This is a genomic window from Kocuria sp. (assembly GCF_030530945.1).
Lineage (GTDB): Bacteria > Actinomycetota > Actinomycetes > Actinomycetales > Micrococcaceae > Kocuria.
Map to the genome: position 1 here is coordinate 102,199 of NZ_JAUMTZ010000006.1, position 20,780 is coordinate 122,978.

The 20,780-nt window shown below is 71.8% G+C and carries 20 protein-coding genes; 15 read left to right on the top strand and 5 right to left on the bottom strand.

The features are described 5' to 3' along the window. Window positions 1-8: 8 nt before the first annotated feature. Together Q4A22_RS07455 and ilvA are read left to right on the top strand one after the other, a co-directional pair. Window positions 9-1,391, top strand: a complete 1,383-nt coding sequence (locus Q4A22_RS07455; protein WP_303178203.1) for an AI-2E family transporter — start codon at window positions 9-11, stop codon at window positions 1,389-1,391. A gap of 140 nt (window positions 1,392-1,531) precedes the next feature. Beyond that, window positions 1,532-2,797 carry a threonine ammonia-lyase gene (gene ilvA, locus Q4A22_RS07460; RefSeq protein WP_303178204.1) on the top strand — a complete coding sequence of 422 codons (1,266 nt, stop codon included), beginning with the start codon at window positions 1,532-1,534 and terminating at the stop codon, window positions 2,795-2,797. A gap of 16 nt (window positions 2,798-2,813) precedes the next feature. On the opposite strand, the gene Q4A22_RS07465 is transcribed toward ilvA, so the two are convergent. The 3 genes from Q4A22_RS07465 to Q4A22_RS07475 all read right to left on the bottom strand — a co-directional run bounded on the left by Q4A22_RS07465 (window position 2,814) and on the right by Q4A22_RS07475 (window position 4,281). Next, complete coding sequence (locus tag Q4A22_RS07465) at window positions 2,814-3,029, bottom strand: hypothetical protein (RefSeq protein ID WP_303178205.1); 216 nt, start codon at window positions 3,027-3,029, stop codon at window positions 2,814-2,816. Window positions 3,030-3,135: 106 nt separating this feature from the next. Continuing rightward, window positions 3,136-3,633, bottom strand: a complete 498-nt coding sequence (gene greA / locus Q4A22_RS07470) for a transcription elongation factor GreA (RefSeq protein ID WP_303178207.1) — start codon at window positions 3,631-3,633, stop codon at window positions 3,136-3,138. A 165-nt stretch (window positions 3,634-3,798) separates the two neighbouring features. Next, window positions 3,799-4,281 (bottom strand): DUF4307 domain-containing protein, encoded by a 483-nt coding sequence (locus Q4A22_RS07475; protein ID WP_303178209.1) that lies wholly within the window; start codon window positions 4,279-4,281, stop codon window positions 3,799-3,801. 82 nt (window positions 4,282-4,363) lie between these two features. On the opposite strand from Q4A22_RS07475, the gene mca reads away from it, so the two are divergent. From mca to Q4A22_RS07490, 3 genes are all read left to right on the top strand, one after another. Beyond that, on the top strand, window positions 4,364-5,326 hold the full coding sequence (gene mca / locus Q4A22_RS07480) for a mycothiol conjugate amidase Mca (RefSeq protein WP_303178210.1): 963 nt from the start codon (window positions 4,364-4,366) through the stop codon (window positions 5,324-5,326). Window positions 5,327-5,333: 7 nt separating this feature from the next. Beyond that, window positions 5,334-5,762, top strand: a complete 429-nt coding sequence (locus tag Q4A22_RS07485; protein WP_303178212.1) for a hypothetical protein — start codon at window positions 5,334-5,336, stop codon at window positions 5,760-5,762. An 89-nt stretch (window positions 5,763-5,851) separates the two neighbouring features. Then, on the top strand, window positions 5,852-7,897 hold the full coding sequence (locus Q4A22_RS07490; RefSeq protein WP_303178214.1) for a thioredoxin domain-containing protein: 2,046 nt from the start codon (window positions 5,852-5,854) through the stop codon (window positions 7,895-7,897). A 1-nt stretch (window position 7,898) separates the two neighbouring features. On the opposite strand, the gene Q4A22_RS07495 is transcribed toward Q4A22_RS07490, so the two are convergent. Continuing rightward, window positions 7,899-8,609, bottom strand: a complete 711-nt coding sequence (locus Q4A22_RS07495) for a hemolysin III family protein (protein WP_303178216.1) — start codon at window positions 8,607-8,609, stop codon at window positions 7,899-7,901. Between the two features lie 135 nt (window positions 8,610-8,744). On the opposite strand from Q4A22_RS07495, the gene Q4A22_RS07500 reads away from it, so the two are divergent. The 4 genes from Q4A22_RS07500 (at window position 8,745) to Q4A22_RS07515 (ending at window position 12,382) form a co-directional block, all read left to right on the top strand. Beyond that, complete coding sequence (locus Q4A22_RS07500; RefSeq protein WP_303178259.1) at window positions 8,745-9,506, top strand: isoprenyl transferase; 762 nt, start codon at window positions 8,745-8,747, stop codon at window positions 9,504-9,506. 142 nt (window positions 9,507-9,648) lie between these two features. Continuing rightward, window positions 9,649-10,188, top strand: coding sequence for an A24 family peptidase (locus Q4A22_RS07505; RefSeq protein WP_303178218.1), 540 nt, complete (start codon window positions 9,649-9,651; stop codon window positions 10,186-10,188). Between the two features lie 131 nt (window positions 10,189-10,319). Then, window positions 10,320-10,787: an NUDIX domain-containing protein gene (locus Q4A22_RS07510; RefSeq protein ID WP_303178219.1), complete on the top strand. Its 468-nt coding sequence runs from the start codon at window positions 10,320-10,322 to the stop codon at window positions 10,785-10,787. 62 nt (window positions 10,788-10,849) lie between these two features. Further along, window positions 10,850-12,382 (top strand): FGGY-family carbohydrate kinase, encoded by a 1,533-nt coding sequence (locus Q4A22_RS07515; RefSeq protein WP_303178220.1) that lies wholly within the window; start codon window positions 10,850-10,852, stop codon window positions 12,380-12,382. On the opposite strand, the gene Q4A22_RS07520 is transcribed toward Q4A22_RS07515, so the two are convergent. After that, window positions 12,373-13,353, bottom strand: coding sequence for a sugar-binding transcriptional regulator (locus tag Q4A22_RS07520; RefSeq protein ID WP_303178222.1), 981 nt, complete (start codon window positions 13,351-13,353; stop codon window positions 12,373-12,375). The two genes, Q4A22_RS07515 and Q4A22_RS07520, sit on opposite strands and share 10 nt — an antisense overlap. A gap of 200 nt (window positions 13,354-13,553) precedes the next feature. Between Q4A22_RS07520 and Q4A22_RS07525 the strand changes: the two genes are divergently transcribed. From Q4A22_RS07525 to Q4A22_RS07550, 6 genes are all read left to right on the top strand, one after another. Next, window positions 13,554-14,678, top strand: coding sequence for an alcohol dehydrogenase catalytic domain-containing protein (locus Q4A22_RS07525; protein WP_303178224.1), 1,125 nt, complete (start codon window positions 13,554-13,556; stop codon window positions 14,676-14,678). Then, on the top strand, window positions 14,675-16,009 hold the full coding sequence (locus tag Q4A22_RS07530; RefSeq protein ID WP_303178225.1) for an RbtT/DalT/CsbX family MFS transporter: 1,335 nt from the start codon (window positions 14,675-14,677) through the stop codon (window positions 16,007-16,009). The genes Q4A22_RS07525 and Q4A22_RS07530 overlap by 4 nt, the downstream gene beginning before the upstream one ends. A 49-nt stretch (window positions 16,010-16,058) precedes the next feature. After that, window positions 16,059-17,786, top strand: a complete 1,728-nt coding sequence (locus Q4A22_RS07535) for a dihydroxyacetone kinase family protein (protein WP_303178227.1) — start codon at window positions 16,059-16,061, stop codon at window positions 17,784-17,786. 8 nt (window positions 17,787-17,794) lie between these two features. Further along, a complete protein-coding gene (locus Q4A22_RS07540) occupies window positions 17,795-18,286 on the top strand; it encodes a ribose-5-phosphate isomerase (RefSeq protein ID WP_303178228.1) in 492 nt (163 codons plus the stop codon). Between the two features lie 2 nt (window positions 18,287-18,288). After that, window positions 18,289-19,053 carry a GolD/DthD family dehydrogenase gene (locus tag Q4A22_RS07545; protein WP_303178230.1) on the top strand — a complete coding sequence of 255 codons (765 nt, stop codon included), beginning with the start codon at window positions 18,289-18,291 and terminating at the stop codon, window positions 19,051-19,053. Between the two features lie 119 nt (window positions 19,054-19,172). Next, a complete protein-coding gene (locus Q4A22_RS07550) occupies window positions 19,173-20,705 on the top strand; it encodes a mannitol dehydrogenase family protein (RefSeq protein WP_303178232.1) in 1,533 nt (510 codons plus the stop codon). The last annotated feature ends 75 nt before the right edge of the window (window positions 20,706-20,780 follow it).

A 20,780-nucleotide genomic window follows, 5' to 3' on the forward strand; every position in this document is an offset into this window, starting at 1 on the left:
TAGGAAGCATGTCTTCCAGTGTTTCGACGTCGCGCGCGGGCTCGCCCCCGGATCGCGCCCGAGACGTCCCCCAGACCAATTCCCGTCCCATCGACGACGCGCAGGACCTGGTCACGGCCCCGGTGCGGATCGCCGCGGCGTGGTCCTGGCGCGTGCTCCTCGTCATCGCGGCCGTGGGTGTGGTGGGCTGGCTGCTCAGCCACGTCACCACCGTCCTGATCCCCGTCCTGCTGGCGGCGCTGCTCGCGGGTCTGCTGAGCCCTGCCGTGCGGTGGCTGCGCTCCAAGCACTTCCCCTCTGCGCTGGCGGCCATCACCGTGGAGCTCGGTCTGATCGTGGTGGTCCTGGGGCTGCTCGCCCTGGCCGGCCAGCAGATGATCGTGGGCTTCGCGCAGCTCTCCACCAGCGCGGTGGCCGGTTTCCAGCAGCTCGTGGGCATGCTCGAGGACAGCCCGCTGCACCTGAACATGGACCAGATCCCGCAGTACATCTCCGAGCTGGGCAACACCCTGCAGCAGAACACGGGCACCATCCTCTCCAGCGCCATGACGTTCGGCTCCACCGCGGGCAACATTGCCACCGGCGCCATCATCATGCTGTTCGTGCTGCTGTTCTTCCTCATGGACGGCGAGAACATCTGGCTGTTCCTGGTCAAGCTGTTCCCCAGCCGGGCGCGTCCCGCTGTGAACGGGGCGGGCCGCAAGGGCTGGATCTCCCTGGCCCAGTACGTGCGGATCCAGGTCTTCGTGGCGTTCGTGGACGCCGTGGGCATCGGCCTGGGCGCATTCCTGCTGGGTGTGCCGCTGGCGCTGCCCATCGGCGTGCTCGTGTTCCTGGCCTCGTTCATCCCCATCGTGGGTGCCGTGCTCACCGGTGCAGTGGCGGTGCTGGTGGCGCTCGTGGCCGTGAGCCCGCTGGTCGCCCTGGCCATGCTGGGCGTGGTGCTGCTCGTCCAGCAAGTGGAGTCAAACGTCCTGCAGCCCCTGGTCATGGGCAAGGCCGTGTCCCTGCACCCCGTGGCCGTGTTCCTGGCCGTGGCCTCGGGCAGCGTGCTCTTCGGCATTGCCGGCGCGCTGTTCGCCGTGCCGCTGATGGCGGTACTCAACACCATCATCCGCTACCTGGCGAGCCGTTCGTGGGAGCACGACGCGGAGATCGCCTGGCAGCCGTTCCTCTACCCGTGGGAGATCAAGAAGGCCGCCAAGAAGGACGACCTCACCCGTGAGCAGGTCATGGCGCAGCTGCAGCGCTTCCGCGGCAAGCGCCAGCGTGAGCGTGAGGACGAGGAGCGCAAGCGCGAGGAGAAGCGGGAGGAGAAGCACAAGAAGGAGCTCCGTCACGAGGCCGCCGGCCTCTCCGGTGCGATCGGTTCGGAGGACTCCCACCGCTAGGTCGAGAGGTGTGATCCCCTCGTCATAGGATGGAACGCGGTGCCCCCACCCCGGGCACCGCGTTCCTTCCATCTGCGGAGAACCCCTCGGTCGTGATCCCGCCGGGGCCGGCACGAGTCGAGGAGCCGCCCCGAGCGGCGATGACGAAAGAAGTTCCTGTGGGCCACACTGCACTGTCCGTCTCGGTGGACGACGTCCGCGACGCCGCCCGGCTGCTGGACGGGGTGATCGAGCGGACGCCCCTGGCGCACTCCCGGGCGCTGTCCCGCATGCTGGGCTCCGAGGTGTACCTCAAGTGCGAGAACCTCCAACGCGCGGGCTCCTTCAAGGCCCGCGGCGCGTACGTGCGCATGGCCCAGCTCACCGAGGCCGAGAAGAGCCGGGGGGTGGTGGCGGCGTCGGCGGGCAACCACGCCCAGGGAGTGGCGCTCGCGGCCGCGAAGCTCGGCATCACCGCACGGATCTACATGCCGCGAGGCGCGGCCCTGCCCAAGATCGCGGCCACCCAGGACCACGGCGCGGAGGTGGTGCTCCACGGCTCCACCGTGGACGAGGCGCTGACGGAGGCGCAGCGCTACGCGGACCAGACCGGGGCGGTGTTCGTGCACCCGTTCGACCACCGGGACATCGTGGCCGGGCAGGGGACCATCGGCCTGGAGATCCTCGAGCAGCTGCCCACCGTGGACACCGTGATCGCCGGCGTGGGCGGCGGCGGGCTGCTCGCGGGCGTCTCCGTGGCGGTCAAGGCCAAGGCCGCGGAGCAGGGTCGGGACATCCGCGTGATCGGGGTGCAGGCGGAGAACGCCGCCGCCTACCCGCCGTCTCTGGCGGGGGACGCCATCGTGACCCTCTCCAAGGTCTCCACGATCGCAGACGGCATCGCCGTGGGGCGGCCCGGGCAGCTGCCCTTCAGCATCATCCGGGAGCTCGCGGACGACGTCGTCACAGTGTCCGAGGACGCCCTGGCCCAGGCGCTGATCTTCATGCTGGAGCGCAACAAGATGGTGGTGGAGCCCGCCGGTGCGGTGGGCGTGGCCGCCGTCCTGGAGGGTGAGCTGCGCCAGACCCACCCGGACCTGGGCACCACGGTGATCCTGCTCTCGGGCGGGAACATCGACCCCATGCTCATGCTCAAGGTGATCCAGCGGGGTCTCTCGGCGGCGGGGCGCTACATGACCATCAAGATGATGCTCACGGACCGCCCGGGCGAGCTGGCGCAGATCTCCCAGCTCATCGCGGGGATGGACGCGAACGTCACGGGCGTGAACCACACCCGGATCGGCGGCTCGCTGTCCATGGGGGACGTCTCCATCACCATCGACATGGAGACCAAGGGCCACGCGCACTGCGACCAGGTGCTCGCCGCGCTGGAGTCGGACGGCTACCACCCCGTGGTGGTGCACTGACCCGCCCGGGTGGGCATCAGCGGCGGCGCCGCCCGCGGGCCGAGAGGTAGGTGACGAAGCCCGCGACGAACGTGGCGAACCACAGGATGTTGCGGGGGCCGCCGGTCGCGTTCAGTGCGGGGTCGCGCTGACCCAGCAGGTGCACCGCGATCGCGGCCACCGCCAGCAGTGCCGTGAGCACCAGCAGGGGCACGGTCCAGCGCCCGGGCGTTCGGTGCCAGTGGGTGACCACGGCCCCTCCTCTCGACGAAGGCCGCCCCGCGCGTGCGGAGCGGCCTGCGGGGACGACGCCGCCGGGGCGCCCGGGCTCGTGGCCCGCGCCCCGGCGTGGTCCGGAATCAGCGGCTGAAGGGCTTGGCCTTCAGGATCTTCACGGTGATGTCCTTGCCGTTGGGGGCCTTGTAGCTCACCGTCTCGCCCACCTTGTGGCCGTTGATCGCGGCACCCATGGGGGAGCGCTCGGAGAAGACCTCCAGGTCCTCGCCACCGGTGAGGTCCTCGGCGACCTCGCGGTTGCCCATGAGGAACGTCATCTCGTCCCCGGCGATCTCCGCGGTGACCACCATGCCGGCCTCGATCACGCCGTCGTCCGCGGGAGCCTCGCCCACCTGGGCGCTGTCGAGCAGCTGGGTGAGCTGCTGGATGCGGCCCTCGTTCTTGCCCTGCTCCTCGCGGGCGGCGTGGTAGCCGCCGTTCTCCTTGAGGTCGCCCTCGGAGCGGGCCTGCTCGATGCGGTCCACGATCTCCTGGCGGTAGGGTCCGGCGAGGTAGTCGAGCTCCTTCTTGAGCCGGTCGTACGCTTCCTGGGTGAGCCAGGCTCCCTCGTGAGTGGCCACGGTGCCTCCGTTCTGAGGTGCCCGCCTCCCTGGCGGACACGTGTGAAAAACCCCGCCCCGGCGCGGGCCGTGCAGCCCAGTGCGTCCGGGTCGGGGATCTGATCTCCGCAGAAGTCTAGAGGACGCGCAGGGCGCTCCCCAAAGTGGTGCGCAACACGGGTGGCGTCAGCCGGACACGTTCCAGCAGGACTCCACCCCCGCAGTGGTGGCCGCGTTCGTGGTGCGCACCGCCACGCGGTGGGTGCTGGTGCGCCCGTTGAGCTCCTCGGGGGCCACCCGCCCGATGGTGACCTCGTTCCACCCCACCACGGCGTACTGCTCGTTCAGCGCCTGCACCGCGCACGTGACCGTCTGGTCCGGGTCCTTGGTGAGGTCGAAGTCCGCGTACACGTGGCCGGCGTCCGTGATGCCGAAGCTCACGTCCTTGAACACGGGCCGCTGGGAGTCCCCCCACACGATCCACACCACGAACAGGGCGGCCACCAGGGTGGCGGCCACCGCAATGGCGATCCAGCCGCGCTGCCCCGGACCCCGTCGCGGGGCGCGGGTGACGGTCCGGTGTCCCGCGCCGTAGCGCTGCGAGAGCACCCGGTGCGCCCCGGTCTCCTCGGATCCGCCGCGGGCCGGGTGGGGGGTCGCAGAACTCATGGTGCCCACTGTACTCAGCGCGGACGGGTGCCTGCTGGGGCGCGGCGGGTGGCCCGTCCGCCCGGGGGGGAGTCGGCGTAGGATGTGCGGGATTGCACTGTTCTCGACGACGTCTTGGAGGATCCGTTCGGTGACGGACTATTCGCAGCTTCGATTGTTGGCCGTTCACGCGCACCCGGACGACGAGTCCAGCAAGGGTGCCGCGACCATGGCCCACTACGCGCGCCTGGGTGCGCGGGTCATGGTGGCCACCTGCACCGGCGGCGAGCGGGGCTCGATCCTCAACGCCGAGATGGCGGGCGACGTCCGCGCGGAGCGGGACCTGCCGGGTCTGCGGCGCCACGAGATGGCGCAGGCCGCCGCGGCACTGGGCGTGGAGCACCGCTGGATCGGGTTCATGGACTCCGGTCTGCCGGAGGGTGACCCCCTTCCGCCGCTGCCGTGGGGCTGCTTCGCCCTGCAGCCGCTCGAGCGTGCGGCCGCGCCCCTGGTGCAGCTGGTGCGCGAGTTCCGTCCGCACGTGGTCCTCGGCTACGACGAGAACGGCGGCTACCCGCACCCGGACCACATCCAGGCCCACAACGTGGCCATGGAGGCGTACCGGCGCGCCGGGGACCCGCAGGCGTACCCGGGCACCGGCGAGGCCTGGGTCCCGCTGAAGCTCTACTACGACCGCGCGTTCAACCCGGAGCGCTTCATGGCCCTGCACGAGGCGCTCGAGGCCAAGGGCCTGAAGTCCCCGTACGCCGAGCGCATCGCCGCCATCCAGGAGTCCGACCCCGAGGGCCACCAGCCGCCCGTGCCGCGCCACGAGACCACCACCCGGGTGCAGTGCCCGGAGCAGTTCCCGGTCAGGGACCGCGCTCTGCTGAGCCACCGCACGCAGGTGGACCCCAAGGGCCTGTTCTTCGCGGTCTCCACCGAGACCCAGGCCGAGGTGTGGCCCTGGGAGGACTACACGCTGGCGGAGTCCCGCGTGGAGACCTCCCTGCCGGAGACCGACCTCTTCGCGGGGATCGACCCCTCCGCGACCCCGGGGGAGTGAGCAGCCCGTGCCCACCGTGCTGAGCGTCCTGACGGCCGCGACCCCCGCCCCGAGTCCCGAGAACACCCTGCGTCCCGGGCTGGACCCCAGTCAGGTGTCCCCGGGGCTCATCGGCTTCCTCATGACGTTCGTCCTGACCGCGGCCGTGGTCCTGCTCGTGATCGACTTCAACCGCCGCAACCGGCGGCTGCGCTACCGCGCGCAGTACGCCGAGCAGCGGGTTGCGCAGGAGCAGCAGGGTGGCCCCGGCACTCAGTCCCCGGGGTCGGAGCCTTCCGGCCGGTCGGAGCGTGGAACGGGACAGGGCGCCACGAGCGCGCGTCCCACCGCCGCGCCCCGCGGGAACGCGAGCACCGCGCAGGACGGGCCGGACGACGTCGTCCGCCCACCGCGCGCGGGTCGGGAACCCGGTGAACCGGGAGACACCGCCCGCTGACCGTCCGTGTCACGGGCGCACCGGGGCGGCGGGAGGCGACCGGACCCGTGCACACTGTGCCCGTCGGAGCGCCGTGAGACGGTAGGGGCATGACGAACCGTCTGGTCCACGCCACGAGCCCGTACCTGCTGCAGCACGCGGAGAACCCGGTGCAGTGGTGGGAGTTCACCCCGGAGGCGTTCGACTCCGCCCGCCAGCGGGACGTGCCCGTGCTGCTGTCCGTGGGATACGCCGCGTGCCACTGGTGCCACGTGATGGCCCACGAGTCCTTCGAGGACCCGGAGACCGCGCGGCAGATGAACGAGCAGTTCGTGTCCGTGAAGGTGGACCGCGAGCAGCGCCCGGACGTGGACGCCACCTACATGGCCGCCACGCAGCTGCTCACCGGTCAGGGCGGCTGGCCCATGACCGTGTTCCTCACCCCGGAGGGCAGGGTGTTCCACGCCGGGACCTACTACCCGCCGCGTCCCGTGCAGGGCCGCCCCTCGTTCCGGCAGGTCATGACGGCCGTCACCGAGGCGTGGACGCAGCGCCGGGACGAGGTGCTGCGCGGCGCCCAGGAGGTCTCCGAGGCGCTGTCCCGGCACCCGGACCTCGTGGAGCGTATGCTCGCGGACGCGGGCCCCTCCCTCGTCACCGAACCGGGCGCCGGATCCGCCACGGATCCCGTGGGGGACCTGGTGGGTGCCTGGCTCGACGGGCTGGAGGTCGCGCGCGACGCCGCCCACGAGGGCTTCGGGACCGGCGCCAAGTTCCCGCCCTCCCCGGCGCTCGACGCCCTGGTGCGCATCGCGGCCGGTCAGGGGGAGCGGGAGCAGCCGCGCGCCGCCCGCGAGCTGCTGTGCGCGACCCTCGACGCCATGGTCACCGGTGCGCTGCAGGACCACGTGGGCGGGGGTTTCTTCCGCTACTCGGTGACCCCGGACTGGTCCCTGCCGCACTACGAGAAGATGCTCTACGACAACGCCCAGCTGCTGGGGGTCCTGGCGCGCACGGCGCACCTGCTGGAGGAGCGCGGCATCGACCCCGCCCGCGCCGCGCGGTACCGGCACGCGGCCACCGCCCTGGTGGACTGGCTGCTCCGCGAGATGGTCACCCCCGAGGGGGCCCTCGCGGCGTCCCTGGACGCGGACAGCGACCCCGCTCCGGACGAGCCGCACGCCGAGCGGGAGGGCGCCTACTACACCTTCTCCCGGGCCGACGGGGGTGCGGCGGGCTCCCGCCCCGCCCCGGTCACCGCCGCGTGGGGCGAGGCGGGTGCCGTCACGGGCATCCTGGACGAGAGCCTGCGCTCCGCCCTGTGGGAGCGGCGCACCAGCCGGGCCGCCCCGCACCGGGACGACAAGGTGGTCACCGCCTGGAACGGCATGGCCCTCACCGCGCTCGCGGAGGCGGCAGTGCTGCTGGACCGGCCGGAGTGGCTGGAGCCCGCGGTTGCCGCGGCGGGGTTCCTGTGGGAGCACCACCGCCAGGCGGACACCGGCACCGTGGCGCGGACCTCGCGCGGCGGCGTCGTGGACCCGCACGAGGGCCAGCTCGAGGACTACGCGTGCCTGGGGGCGGGTCTGCTCGCCCTGTACCGCGCCAGCGGGGACACGCTCTGGTACGAGCGCAGCCTGGCGCTCGCCGGGGCCACCGTGGAGCGCTTCGTCAGGGGCGAGGCGGTGGTCGGGTCCGCTCGGGTGGACCCCGCGCTCGCGGCCGCGGGGGCCACGGGGCGCGCGGAGCCGTTCGACGACGTCGCCGCGGCGGCTCCCGCGGTCCTCGCGCGGTGGCTCGTGGAGCTCGCCCAGCCCGAGGTGGCGGGCCGGCGCCCCGGGGACGTGGTGTCCGCGGTGACGGCGCGGGTCACGGGCATGGTGCTCAAGGCCCCCACGGCGGCCGGGGGGACGGTCGCGGCCGTGCTGGCCGAGGCGCGCCCTCCGGAGGTGCTTCAGGTGGCCCACGCCACCGCCGAGCAGTGGGAGCAGGTGCTGGCTGCGGTGGGTTCGCGGCGCGTGCTGGACAGCCTGATCCTGGACGCCGCGGTGGCCCCGTACGGCACGCCCGCCTCGGAGGGCGGCTTCACGGTGTGGCGGTGCCGGGACGGGCGCTGCGAGCTGCCCGTGCACTCCGCGGCACAGCTGCGGGCGTGAGTCAGGCGGCGAACATCGCGAGCATGATCGAGATGTAGTGGCACACGAAGCCCACGATCGTGCAGGCGTGGAACACCTCGTGGAAGCTGAACGTGGCGGGCAGCAGGCGGGGCCGCTTGAGGGCGTAGCACACGGCCCCGGCGATGTACGCCGCACCGCCGCAGATCAGCAGTACGGTGGCGGGGACGTTCACGGCGAAGAACGCGGGCAGGTACAGCAGCGCGATGCACCCCATCACCACGTACAGGGGGGTGTAGAGCCAGCGGGGTGCACCCAGCCAGAACACCCGGAAGGCCACGAGCAGCGCGCCCAGGACCCAGATGACGGTGAGCAGCAGGGTGGCGCGGTCCTGCGGCAGGAAGCTGACCGCCAGGGGCGTGTAGGTGCCGGCGATGATCAGCGCGATGTTCGAGTGGTCCAGCCGCCGCAGCACGGCGTTCATGCGGGCGCCCCAGTAGAAGCGGTGGTACACGGCGGAGGTCCCGAACAGCATCGCCGCGGTGATCGTGTAGACCACGCACGCCAGGCGCAGGGCCGTGGTGGGCGCCGCCACGATCGCCACCAGGCCCATGGCGATGGCCAGCGGACTGAACCCCGCGTGGATCCAGCCGCGCCACGCGGGCTTCTTCTCCACGGTCACGGGCCCGTGGCGCGTGGTGCGCACCACGGTCACCGGGCCGGTGGTGGGCCTGCTCGCGCGGTCGTCTCGCATGGGGCTGCACCTGCCTTCCCTGACCGGCCCCGGGCGACGGGGGCCACGGACGCGTCTGGACCGCGCCCTGCCTGCGAGTAGTTTAGGGGGTGTGGATCCGCGTTGGCCGAGACGAACCAGGAGGACGGCAGCCCCATGAAGCTCCGCCGCTTGCTGTACTCCTTCTACGAGCACCGGCTGGCACGCAGGCTGCCCCCGGACGAGCTGCCGCACCACGTGGGCGTGCTCGTGGACGGCAACCGGCGGTGGGCCAAACAGTTCGGCGCCACCACCGAGGAGGGGCACCGGGCCGGTGCCCGCAAGATCGTGGAGTTCCTGCGCTGGTGCCAGGAGCTCGACATCCGCGTGGTCACCCTGTACATCCTCTCCACGGAGAACCTCAACCGGCCGCCGGAGGAGCTCGCCGCGCTGCTGGACATCATCACCAGGCTCATGGCGGAGCTGCAGGATGAGGGCATCTGCCGCATCCAGCCCGTGGGCGCCCTGTCCACGCTCCCGGAGGACCTCCAGGAGCAGCTCGCGTCCAGCGCCCGGCGCACCGCGTCCAACCCCGGCCCGCACCTGAACATCGCGGTGGGCTACGGCGGCCGCCAGGAGATCGTGGACGCGGTACGCGAGGTGTTCCTGGACGCCGACGCCCGCGGGGAGTCCCTCGCGCGCACGGCGGCGGCCCTGAGCGTCGAGGACATCTCCGACCACCTCTACACGCGCGGGCAGCCGGACCCCGACCTGCTGATCCGCACCTCCGGCGAGCAGCGGCTCTCAGGGTTCCTCATGTGGCAGTCCGCCTACAGCGAGTTCTACTTCTGCGAGGCCCTGTGGCCGGACTTCCGCCGGGTGGACTTCCTCCGCGCCCTGCGGGACTACGCGCGCCGCCAGCGCCGCTTCGGCGGCTGAGCACGGCCCGGGCCGCAGCGGTTCGGGGGACCGGGTGGCGGAACGAGCTGGGGAACGGGTAGCAGAACGCGCTGCGGGACGGAACTGCACAACCCCGCTGCAACACGGCGGGCGGTGCGCGGGGCGTGGCTACGATGACCCCATGATGCAGTCCAGTGCGGCGGGCATCGGGGGATTCGTGGGGGACAACCTGCAGGCCGGCACGCCCGGTGCGCTCGTGGCCGCGGTGCTGTGCGCCTTGGCGGTGCTTGTGCTCGCGTGCGCCGGTGTCTGGCTCGCGGCCACCGACATCCGCGAACACCGCCTCCCCGGTGCCGTGGTGCGCCCGCTCTACCCCGTCACCGCGGTCCTCCTGGGCGCCGCGGCGCTGCTCGCGCAGGACACCGACCGGCTGTGGTGGATGCTGTGGGGCCTGGGGATCATGGGTGGGATCTTCCTGGCGCTGCGGCTGCTCAACCCCGCCGGGATGGGCATGGGGGACGTGCGCCTGGCCGGGGTGTTGGGCCTCGTCACGGGATTCGCCTCCGTGACCCACACCGTGCTGGCCCTGGGCCTCACGTTCGTGCTGGCCGGGGTGTTCTGCGCAGCGCTCATCCTGCTGCGGCGCGCCGGTGCCAGCAGCCGGATTCCCCTGGGGCCCTTCATGATCGTGGGAAGCTTGGGGGTCGTGGCCTTCGGGTGATCCCGCCGTGCCACCCGGTCCGCCGCCCGCGCACCACCCCTGGGCGCTGCCCGTGGCGCATCCCCGCGCCACCCGGCCCGCCGGCGGGGACGCCAGTGGACCGCACCCACCCCGAGCCAGGAGACGAGAGCATGGCCACCCCTGAATTCATCCAGCACCTGCGACGCAGCATCGGCCACGAGCTGCTGTGGCTGCCCGGCTGCACCGCCGTGGTGGTGCACGAGGGCAGGGTGCTGCTCGGCAGGCGCGCGGACAACGGCGCCTGGGGTCTGATCACGGGGATCGTGGAGCCCGGGGAGGACCCTGGGGTGGCCGCCCGTCGCGAGTGCCTCGAGGAGACCGGGGTGGAGGTCACCGTGGATGCCCTCGTGCGGGTGCGGGCCGGGGGTGTGGTGGAGTTTCCCAACGGGGACCGCTGCCAGTTCCTGGACCACACGTTCCTGTGCAGCTACGTCTCCGGTGACGCGCGGGTCGCTGACGACGAGTCCCTCGAGGTCGGGTGGTACCCGCTGGAGGAGCTGCCGCCCCTGCCGGAGCACCAGGCGCAGCGGCTCCGCGCGGCCCTGGAGTTCACGGGGCGGACGGACTTCCTCGGCTGAGGAGGGCGCGGGGTAGTTTGGGCGGGCGCACCACGTTCGCGTTCCACAGAAGGAGTTTCCGGATGACACAGGCGTACATCGGGATGGACATCGGGACCGGCAGCACCAAGGCGGTGCTCTGCTCGACCGAGGGCCAGATCCTGCACTCGGCCACCCGCGGCCACGAGATGCTGATCCCCCGCCCCGGGTGGGCGGAGTTCGATCCGCAGGGCGTGTGGTGGGAGGAGATCTGCTCCCTGGGCCGGGAGCTCATGGCCCACGCCGAGGGCACCGAGATCCTGGGGATGTGCGTCAGCGGGATGGGGCCCTGCGTGGTGCTCACCGACGACCGGCTGGAGCCGGTGCGTCCCGCGATCCTCTACGGCATCGACATGCGGGCCCATCGCGAGATCCTGGAGCAGACCCGGCGCTACGGCGAGGAGACCATCCTGGCTGACTGCGGGACCGCACTGTCCTCGCAGGCGGTCGGGCCCAAGATCGAGTGGGTCCGCAACCACGAGCCGGAGGTCTTCGCCCGCGCCACGCGCGTCTTCGGCGTGAACTCCTACATCGCGGCGAAGCTCACCGGGGCGTACGTCCAGGACCACCACTCCGCGAGCCAGTCCGACCCCCTGTACTCCATGCCGCGGGGTGCCTCGGAGGGGGACACCGCGGACGGCGACGCCGATCGGGCGGGTCACTGGGACGCCGCGCGGTGGCAGGACATCTGCGGGCCCCTCGCGCAGCCCGAGCTCGTCTGGCCCCACGAGGTGGTGGGCACCGTCCACGAGGCCGCCGCCGAGGCCACCGGCATCCCTCGGGGGACGCCCGTCAGCGCGGGCAGCGTGGACGCCTGGGTCGAGGCCCTGAGTGCGGGGGTGCGGGCACCGGGCGAGCTGATGATGATGTACGGCTCCACCATGTTCCTCACCCACACCGTGTCCGAGGTCAGCGCCCACCCCCAGCTGTGGTCCACGAACGGCATCTTCCCGGGGACCCTCACCCTCGCGGCGGGCATGGCCACCTCCGGCTCGCTGCTCGGGTGGTGGCAGAAGCAGCTGGGGGACCTGTCCTTCCCGGAGCTCGACGCGCTGGCCCGTGAGGTCCCGCCGGGCGCGGACGGGCTGCTGTCGCTGCCGTACTACGCGGGGGAGCGGACCCCGATCTTCGATCCCAGGGCCCGCGGCGCCCTGGTGGGGCTCACGCTCTCCCACGGGCGGGGGCACATGATCAGGGCCCAGTACGAGGGCATCGGATTCGCGGTGCGCCAGGTGCTGGCGCTGCTGGAGTCCCAGACCGAGCCTGTGACCCGGATCGTGGCGGTGGGTGGCGGTGCGCAGTCCCCGGTGTGGACGCAGGCCGTCAGCGACATCACCGGGCGCGAGCAGGAGGTGCCCGAGCAGACGATCGGGGCGAGCTACGGGGACGCGCTGCTCGCGGCGATCGGCACGGGGCACGAGGATCCGGGCACCTCCTGGGCACGCACGGCGGACGTGGTGCGCCCGCGCGAGGAGCACCGGGAGCTCTACAACCGCCTCTTCCACGACTACGAGGCCCTCTACCCGGCGCTGAAGGACGTGATGCACGACCTCGCGGACGTCCAGGGTCAGAGCTGAGGCGCGCCGTCCGTGGTGGTGGGAAGCTCCAGCACGGCGCGGGCGGTCTCCTCGTCGGTGACGAGCCGGTTGAAGAACCCCAGACCGGCCCCTGCGACGATGCTGCGGGCCTTCTGGACGCCCGCCGCCACGGCCACGCGCCGGGGGATGGCGCGCAGCGCGTCGGTGCCGATGCTGATCATGCGGTCGCTGCCGGGGAACTCCACGAGGTTCCCCGCGGTGTCGTAGAAGTGCAGGCAGATGTCGCCCACGGCGCTGTGCAGGGACGGGTGGCGGTGGGGGACCGAGGACGCGAGTGAGGTGCGGGTGGCCGTGGGAGCCCCCACCCCCACGAGGCACGCGGAGGCGCGCTCCCACAGCTGCCTGATGCCGAGGAAGTCGGGGTCCTCCTGCAGCGCCCGGTAGACCCCGGCGGAGGGCATCGCCTGGGCGAACAGGAACCGGGGGGCGGCCCCGAGCTCAGAGGCCGCGAGGCGCAGGATCTCGTTCGTCTGGTGCCACGGCTCCGGCTCCGACTGCCCGCCGACCCCCGGCACCACCGTGACCGAGGAGAGGTCGTTGCCCGCCGTCTGCACCACCTGGTAGACGGACTGCCCGGACGAGAGGACCAGGATCTGCCCGGGCTGCAGGGCCATGTCCTGGATGGCTTCCCGCGCCGGGGCGGCGAGGCCCGTGCCGATGTGCTCCGACTGGGACCCGGGGCCCAGGTAGACGCGCTCCAGACCGAGGTGGGACTCCAGTGCGCGGGCGAGGTCCCCCAGGGGTGGGGAGGAGGGACGGACCACCGAGATGCGCACGATGCCCCGCCGGCGCGCCTCGGCCAGCAGCCGGGAGACCGTGGGGCGGGACACCTCGAGGTCCGCCGCGACCTGCGCCTGGGTGGCGCCCTCCTCGTAGTACAGCCAGGCCGCGCGGAAGAGCTCCTCCTGCGGGCGTTCGCCGCCGCGGGGTGTGAGTGGTGTCTGCGTCATGCCGGGGGTCCCATCGTGAACATATGTTCAGGGCAAACTAGCACGCCCCCGGGTGCCCGCCCGTGACATGGCGGCGGTGTCGCGCGCTGGGAGGCGAGGGGCGGCATCATTCTGAAAATGTGTTCTTGACATGTGTTCACGGGGTAGTAGTGTGCATCACATATTTCGCCTATGACGTGTGACACGAAGGAGTGGCCATCATGAGCCTGCCCGAAACCATGACCGCGGTGGTGTGCAACGGTCCCGAGGACTACACCCTGGAGGAGCGGGCCGTTCCGACCCCCGGGGCCGACGACCTCATCATCAGGGTGGAGGCGGTGGGGGTCTGCGCGAGCGACCTGAAGTGCTACCACGGCGCCGCCAAGTTCTGGGGGGACGAGAACCGCCCGGCGTGGGCCCAGAAGGGCGTGACCCCGGGCCACGAGCTCGTGGGCGAGATCGTGGCGGGCTCCGACAAGGCCCTCGCGCACCACGGCGTGTCTATGGGGGACCGCATCGTGTGCGAGCAGATCGTGCCCTGCGGCGAGTGCCTCTACTGCCGCCGTGGCCAGTACTGGATGTGCGGTCCGCACGACATGTTCGGCTTCCGCAACTTCGACGGCGCCATGGCGCAGTACATGCTCGTCCCGCGGATCGCGCGCGTCCACCGGGTCTCCAAGGACGTGGCCCCCGAGCACGCGGCGTTCGCCGAGCCGCTGTCCTGCTCGCTGCACGCCGTGGAGCGGGCGAACATCACGTTCAACGACGTGGTGGTCATCGCTGGCTGCGGGCCCATCGGCCTGGGGATGATCGCCGGGGCCAAGGCCAAGAGCCCGCTGAAGGTGATCGCGCTGGACATGTCCGACGACAAGCTCGCGCTCGCCGAGAAGTGCGGCGCGGACATGACCATCAACATCGCGCGCGAGGACGCCGTGGCCGTGGTCAAGGACCTCACCGAGGGCTACGGGGCGGACGTCTACATCGAGGGCACCGGTCACCCGTCGGCCGTGCCCCAGGGGCTCAACCTGCTGCGCAAGCTGGGCACCTACGTGGAGTACTCCGTGTTCGGCTCGGACGTGACCGTGGACTGGTCCATCATCTCGGACGACAAGGAGCTCAACGTGCTGGGCGCCCACCTGGGCCCCAACTGCTGGCCCGCCGCCATCCGCATGGTGGAGTCCGGCGACCTGCCCCTGGACGAGATCTGCACCGACCAGTTCCCCCTGGAGCAGTTCCAGGAGGCGCTGGACATGGTGGCGGACTCCGCGGGCTCCTCCGTGAAGGTCAGCATCCTCCCCGGTCTCGCGGCGCCCCGGCACCGCTCCGAGCAGGGACTGAACGCGTGAGCGCGGCAGCCTCCACGCCCGGGACCCCGGTGCGCGAGAACTTCCTGGACCGGATCGGCATCCCCTCCGTCCTGAAGTGGGGCTTCCTGGGTGTCCTGGTCTTCATGACAGGTCTGGGCGTCGAGTCGAACTTCCTCACGCCCCACCTGGTGAACATGCTGGGCTCCACCGAGGCCACCGTGGCGGTGGTCATCGGCTTCTACTCCGTGGCGGTGCTGATCGCCAGCTACCTCTCGGGGGCGCTCAGCGACCTGTGGGGCCCCCGCAGGGTCATGCTGCTGGGCTTCCTGATCTGGGTGGTCTTCGAGGTCGCCTTCCTGCTGGCCATCCAGACCGGCAGCCTGTGGCTCACCGGCATCAGCTACTTCCTGCGCGGCTTCGGCTTCCCGCTGTTCTCCTTCTCCTTCCTGGTGTGGATCAACATCACCACCCCGGTGGAGCGCAACGGCACCGCGGTGGGCTGGTTCTACGTGATGTTCACGGGTGGTCTGCCCACCCTCGGCTCGCTGGTGGCGATCGGTGCGATTCCCGCCTTCGGCGGGGGCACCGCCGGTGAGACGGGCGCCATGTGGCTGTCCATCGCGCTGGTCGTGGCGGGCTTCTGCATCGCCTGGTTCGGCGTGAAGGCCGAGAACGGCAACTCCCGGATCGCTCCGGCCGGGGAGAGCGCGGGCCGGGTCATCTCCTCCGGGCTGCGCCTGACCTTCACGAACCGGAAGGTCCTCCAGGGCTTCCTGGTCCGTCTGATCAACACGGCCCCCGAGTTCGGGATGTTCATCATCCTCCCCGCCGTCATCTCCACCACCCTCGAGTGGGGACTGGCGCGCTGGCTCACCATGACGGTGTGCGTCTACGCGGGCAACATCCTCTTCAATGCCATGTTCGGCGCCATCGGGGACAGGTTCGGCTGGCGCAAGACCGTGCAGTGGTGCGGCATCGTGGGATCGGCCCTCGGCCTGCTCCTGTGGTGGTACGTGCCGCACTGGGTGGAGCCCGGCTCCACCTGGGGCTTCGTGGTCTCCACGATCGCCGGCATGGTCTTCGGCATCATGCTTGCTGGGTTCGTGCCGATGGGCGCGATCATGCCGGCGCTGGTGCCCGAGCACAAGGGCGCGGCCATGGCCATGTACACCACCGCCGCGGGCGGCGCGTACTTCCTGGGCTCTGCCGTGGTGGCGGTCGTGCTCAACATCTGCAACGCGCTGGGCATGTCCTCGTTCGCGGCGAACTCCGCCGTGGTGTGGACCTTCGTGGCCCTCTACGCCTGCGCCTTCGTGATGGTGGACCACCTCCGCGTCCCCCAGGACGAGAAGGGCGCCCGCCACCACTGAGGCGGTGCCCGCACTGCCCACCACCCGACTCACAAGGAAGTGACTCCTCATGACAACGCTGTACGACGCACCCGAGGACTTCGCCGACGACCAGCTCGAGGGATTCCTGCAGCTCTACGCCGACCGCCTCCGCGGGGTCCCGGGCGGCGTGGTGGCACTGCCCCAGGGAGAGCCCACCGTGGCCGTGGTGGTGGGCGGCGGCTCCGGGCACTACCCGGCGTTCGCCGGCCTCGTGGGCCCTGGGTTCGCCTCGGGTGCGGTGGTGGGCAACATCTTCACGTCCCCGTCCGCGGCACACGTCTACTCCGTGGCCAAGGCCGCTCACCGCGGACGGGGCGTGGTCCTCACGTTCGGCAAGTACGCCGGGGACGTGATGAACTTCGGGATCGCGGCCGAGCGGCTCAACGCGGAGGGCATCGACACCCGGATCGTGCACGTTACGGACGACGTCGCCTCCGCCGAAGACCCCTCCCAGCGGCGCGGGATCGCCGGTGACTTCGTGGTCTTCAAGGCCATGGGCGCGGCCGCGGCCAGGGGCGACTCCCTGGACGAGGTCGAGCGGATCGGACGCGCGGTCAACGAGCACACCCGCACCATGGGCGTGGCCTTCAGCGGCTGCACCATGCCGGGTGCGGACAGCCCGCTGTTCACGGTGCCGGAGGGTCACCTGGGTCTGGGCCTGGGGATCCACGGCGAACCCGGGATCAGGGACGTGGCCATGCCGCGGGCGCGGGAGCTCGCGGACATGCTGGTGGAACCGCTGCTGGCGGACGCCGCCGCGGAGACGTCCCGCCGCGTGGGCGTGATCGTCAACGGGCTCGGGACCACCAAGTACGAGGAGCTTTTCCTGCTGTTCCGCCACGTCTCCGGGCTGCTCGCGGAAGCGGGCTACAGCCTGGTGGAGCCCGAGGTCGGCGAGCTCGTCACGAGCCTGGACATGGGCGGCTGCTCCGTGACCCTCGTGTGGCTCGACGACGAGTCGGAGCCGCTGTGGCGCGCGGACGCCTACACACCCGCCTACCGCAAGCACTCCGCCGCGCTCACGGGCATCGACCCCGCTGCGGCGGCCGCCCTGGAGGACGGCGGGGAGAACGAGGACGTGCCCGTGTACGGGGAGGCCTCGGCGGCGCTCGCGGAGAAGGTGCGCGCCGCCGTCGTGGCCGTGGCCGAGCTGATCGCCCGCGAGGAGACCACGCTCGGGGAGATCGACGCCGTGGCGGGGGACGGCGACCACGGCCGGGGCATGCGCAAGGGCACCACGGCGGCCTGGGACGCCGTCGAGTCGCTGGCGGGGCGTGCCGGGGCGTCCTTCGCGCTGCGGCGCGCGGGCCAGCAGTGGGCCGAGCGCGCCGGCGGCACCTCCGGCGTGCTGTGGGGCGCCGCGCTGGAAGCGGCGTCCCGCACCCTGGACGACTCCGCGACGGACTACGACGACGCGTCGCTGCGCCGCGGCGTCGTCGCCTTCACCGAGACCATCCAGGAGCTGGGCGGGGCGCAGAAGGGCGACAAGACCATGCTCGACGCGCTGCTGCCGTTCGTGGAGCGGCTCACGCGCGACGACTCCGAGCCCGTGGGCCGCGCGTGGGCGGAGGCCGCTGCCACGGCGGTGGCCGCCGCTCGGGACACGGCGCAGCTGCGGCCCCGCGTGGGGCGGGCGCGCCCGCTCGCCGAGAAGAGCCTCGGACACCCCGACGCCGGGGCCACGTCCATGGGGATGATCCTGCAGGAACTCACCGGCCTGGTGGCAGGTGGCCAGAACGAGACGAACGGGAAGTGAGCGCGGAGATGAATGACAAGCTGCGGGTCGTTGTCGGCAGCGACGACGCCGGGTACGAGTACAAGGAGGCCATCAAGCGGGACCTCCAGGCGGACGAGCGCGTGGCGGAGGTCATCGACGTGGGGGTGGGCCAGGACGGCCACACCCCGTACCCCACGGTGGCCATCGGCGCGGCCGAGAAGATCCGGGACGGTGAGGCGGACCGCGCCCTGCTGATCTGCGGGACCGGGCTCGGGGTGGCGATCAGCGCCAACAAGGTCTCCGGGATCCGTGCGGTCACGGCCCACGACCCGTTCTCCGTGGAGCGTTCCATCCTGTCCAACAACGCGCAGATCCTGTGCATGGGCCAGCGGGTGGTGGGCCTGGAGCTCGCCCGCCGGCTCGCCCGCGAGTGGCTCGGCTACCGCTTCGACCCGCAGTCCTCCTCCGCGGAGAAGGTGCGTGTCCTGGAGGACTACGAGGCGCAGCACCGGGTGGCCCCCGAGAGCCAGGGTTGCTGAGCGTGGCTGAAGCCGGGGAGGCGTCTTCGGTGCCGGAGCCGCGCGTCGTCGTCGTGACGGGTGGCGCCGCGGGCATCGGCTGGGAGTGCGCCCGGTACTTCGCCGAGCACGGTGACAGGGTGGTCGTGGTGGATCGGGCCGACGGCGCGGAGGCCGCGGCGCGGCTGCCGCACCCGGAACGGCACCAGGCCGTGACGGTGGACGTCACGGACCGTGCGGCCGTTGCCGTCCTGGCGGGCACGCTGCGCGCGGAGGCCGCTGGGCGGGTGGACGTGCTCGTCAACTGTGCGGGGATCGCCCTGCTGGCCCCCGCGGAGGAGCTCACGCCCGAGCAGTGGGACGCCACCCTGGCGGTGAACCTCACGGGCACCTTCACCGTGTGCCAGGCGCTCGGGTCCCTCATGCTCGAACGCGGCTCCGGCCGGATTGTGAACCTTGCCTCCCAGGCCGCCGCGGTGGCGCTGGAGCGCCACGTGGCGTACTGCGCCTCGAAGGCTGCGGTCGTGGGGATGACTCGTGTGCTCGCGGCCGAGTGGGCCTCGCGCGGGGTGACGGTGAACGCGGTGTCGCCCACGGTGGTCAACACGGCTCTGGGACGCGCGGCGTGGGAGGGCGCTCCCGGCGAGCGGATGCGCGCCGCCATCCCGGCGGGCCGATTCGCGGAGACGCACGAGGTGGCGGCGCTGGTGGGCTACCTCACCTCGCCGGAGGCCGCCATGGTCACCGGGCAGAACATCCTGATCGACGGCGGCTACACCGTCGTGTGACCGGGTCCGGAACTCGGGCCCCCGGGGTCTTGCGGGGTCCCGGCGGCCACGCATTCCACACCTGATATTTTGACGCGGTGCGGCCCAGACCGGGTTTCGCACCGATGATGGGAGCAGTCATGACGGAGAATCAGCCGGCCTCGAAGGCCACGGCGCTTTCCCAGGCCGCACTGGGGGACCTCGACGTCCCGGTCCCCGGGTACGACCGGGAGAAGGTCTCGGTGGGGATCGTCCACTTCGGGGTGGGGGGCTTCCACCGCGCGCACCAGGCCATGTACCTGGACCGTCTGATGAACGAGGGCAGGAACCTGGACTGGGGCATCTGCGGCATGGGAGTGCTGCCCGGGGACGCCACCATGAAGAAGGTCATGGACGAGCAGGACAACCTGTACACGCTCGTGCTGAAGCACCCGGACGGCACGCTGGAGCCGCGGGTCGTCGGCTCGATCGTGGACTACGTCTTCGCGCCGGACCAGCCGGAGGAGGCCATGGCCCGCCTCACGGATCCCGCGACTCGGATCGTGTCCCTCACCATCACCGAGGGTGGCTACAACTTCAGCCAGGCCACTGGCCTCTTCGACGACACGAACCCGGCGGTGGCCCGCGACCTCGACCAGGCGCGGGCCGCGGCCCGTGGCGAGCAGGCGGAGCCCCCGAGCACCGTCTTCGGCCTGGTGGTCGAGGCCCTTGCGCGCAGGCGGGCGGCCGGCACCGCCCCGTTCACCGTGATGTCCTGCGACAACATCCAGGGCAACGGCCACATGGCGCACCAGCAGTTCACGGCGTACGCGCGCCTGCGGGACCCGGAACTCGCGGACTGGATCGAGGCGAACGTCCCGTTCCCCAACTCCATGGTGGACCGCATCACCCCCGTGACCACGGACGCTGACCGGCAGCTGGTCACGGAGCGCTTCGGTGTGGCGGACCAGTGGCCCGTGGTCGCGGAGCCCTTCGCGCAGTGGGCGCTCGAGGACTCCTTCGTCAGCGGCCGCCCCGAGTTCGAGGACGTGGGGGTGCAGGTGGTCCCCGACGTGGAGCCCTACGAGCTCATGAAGCTGCGGCTGCTCAACGCGAGCCACCAGGCCCTGTGCTACCCGGGGTTCCTGGCGGGCTACGAGTACGCGCACGAGGTGTGCCAGGACCCCACGTTCGTGGCCTACCTGCTGGGGTACATGAACCGCGAGGCCTCCCCCACGCTGCGCCCGGTGGAGGGTGTGGACCTGGACGCCTACAAGCACATGCTGATCGAGCGCTTCGCGAACCCGCACGTCCGGGACACCCTCGCGCGGCTGTGCGCGGAGTCCTCGGACCGGATCCCCACGTGGCTGGTGCCGGTGGTCCGGGAGAACCTCGCCCACGGCCGCCCCGTGGAGCTCAGTGCGACCATCGTGGCGTCCTGGGCACGGTACGCGGAGGGCACGGACGAGAAGGGTGCCCCGATCACGGTCGTGGATCAGCGCCGGGACCGCGTGATGGCGGCCGCGGCGCGCCAGGGGGAGGACGAGCTCGCGTTCCTGCGTGACGAGGACCTCTTCGGCGACCTCGCCCACCACGAGGCGTTCACCCGGCCCTACGTCGCCGCGCTGCGCAGCTTCCACGAGCGCGGGGCGCGGGCCACCATCGAGGACGCGGTGGCGCGCTTCGCGCAGTAGCACCCCTCGCACCCGTTCCCTCGGCGCCGCCCCGTCCACACCGGACGGGGCGGCGCCGTGGCATCCGGGTCCCGG

What these genes read in the sequence shown, in the direction of transcription:
- Q4A22_RS07455 (WP_303178203.1), top strand. Translation starts at nt 9, where the DNA reads ATGTCTTCCAGTGTTTCGACGTCGCGCGCGGGCTCGCCCCCGGATCGC.
- ilvA (WP_303178204.1), top strand. Translation starts at nt 1,532, where the DNA reads ATGACGAAAGAAGTTCCTGTGGGCCACACTGCACTGTCCGTCTCGGTG.
- Q4A22_RS07475 (WP_303178209.1), bottom strand. Translation starts at nt 4,281, where the DNA reads ATGAGTTCTGCGACCCCCCACCCGGCCCGCGGCGGATCCGAGGAGACC.
- mca (WP_303178210.1), top strand. Translation starts at nt 4,364, where the DNA reads ATGTGCGGGATTGCACTGTTCTCGACGACGTCTTGGAGGATCCGTTCG.
- Q4A22_RS07490 (WP_303178214.1), top strand. Translation starts at nt 5,852, where the DNA reads ATGACGAACCGTCTGGTCCACGCCACGAGCCCGTACCTGCTGCAGCAC.
- Q4A22_RS07495 (WP_303178216.1), bottom strand. Translation starts at nt 8,609, where the DNA reads ATGCGAGACGACCGCGCGAGCAGGCCCACCACCGGCCCGGTGACCGTG.
- Q4A22_RS07500 (WP_303178259.1), top strand. Translation starts at nt 8,745, where the DNA reads ATGAAGCTCCGCCGCTTGCTGTACTCCTTCTACGAGCACCGGCTGGCA.
- Q4A22_RS07505 (WP_303178218.1), top strand. Translation starts at nt 9,649, where the DNA reads ATGATGCAGTCCAGTGCGGCGGGCATCGGGGGATTCGTGGGGGACAAC.
- Q4A22_RS07510 (WP_303178219.1), top strand. Translation starts at nt 10,320, where the DNA reads ATGGCCACCCCTGAATTCATCCAGCACCTGCGACGCAGCATCGGCCAC.
- Q4A22_RS07515 (WP_303178220.1), top strand. Translation starts at nt 10,850, where the DNA reads ATGACACAGGCGTACATCGGGATGGACATCGGGACCGGCAGCACCAAG.
- Q4A22_RS07520 (WP_303178222.1), bottom strand. Translation starts at nt 13,353, where the DNA reads ATGACGCAGACACCACTCACACCCCGCGGCGGCGAACGCCCGCAGGAG.
- Q4A22_RS07525 (WP_303178224.1), top strand. Translation starts at nt 13,554, where the DNA reads ATGAGCCTGCCCGAAACCATGACCGCGGTGGTGTGCAACGGTCCCGAG.
- Q4A22_RS07535 (WP_303178227.1), top strand. Translation starts at nt 16,059, where the DNA reads ATGACAACGCTGTACGACGCACCCGAGGACTTCGCCGACGACCAGCTC.
- Q4A22_RS07540 (WP_303178228.1), top strand. Translation starts at nt 17,795, where the DNA reads ATGAATGACAAGCTGCGGGTCGTTGTCGGCAGCGACGACGCCGGGTAC.
- Q4A22_RS07550 (WP_303178232.1), top strand. Translation starts at nt 19,173, where the DNA reads ATGACGGAGAATCAGCCGGCCTCGAAGGCCACGGCGCTTTCCCAGGCC.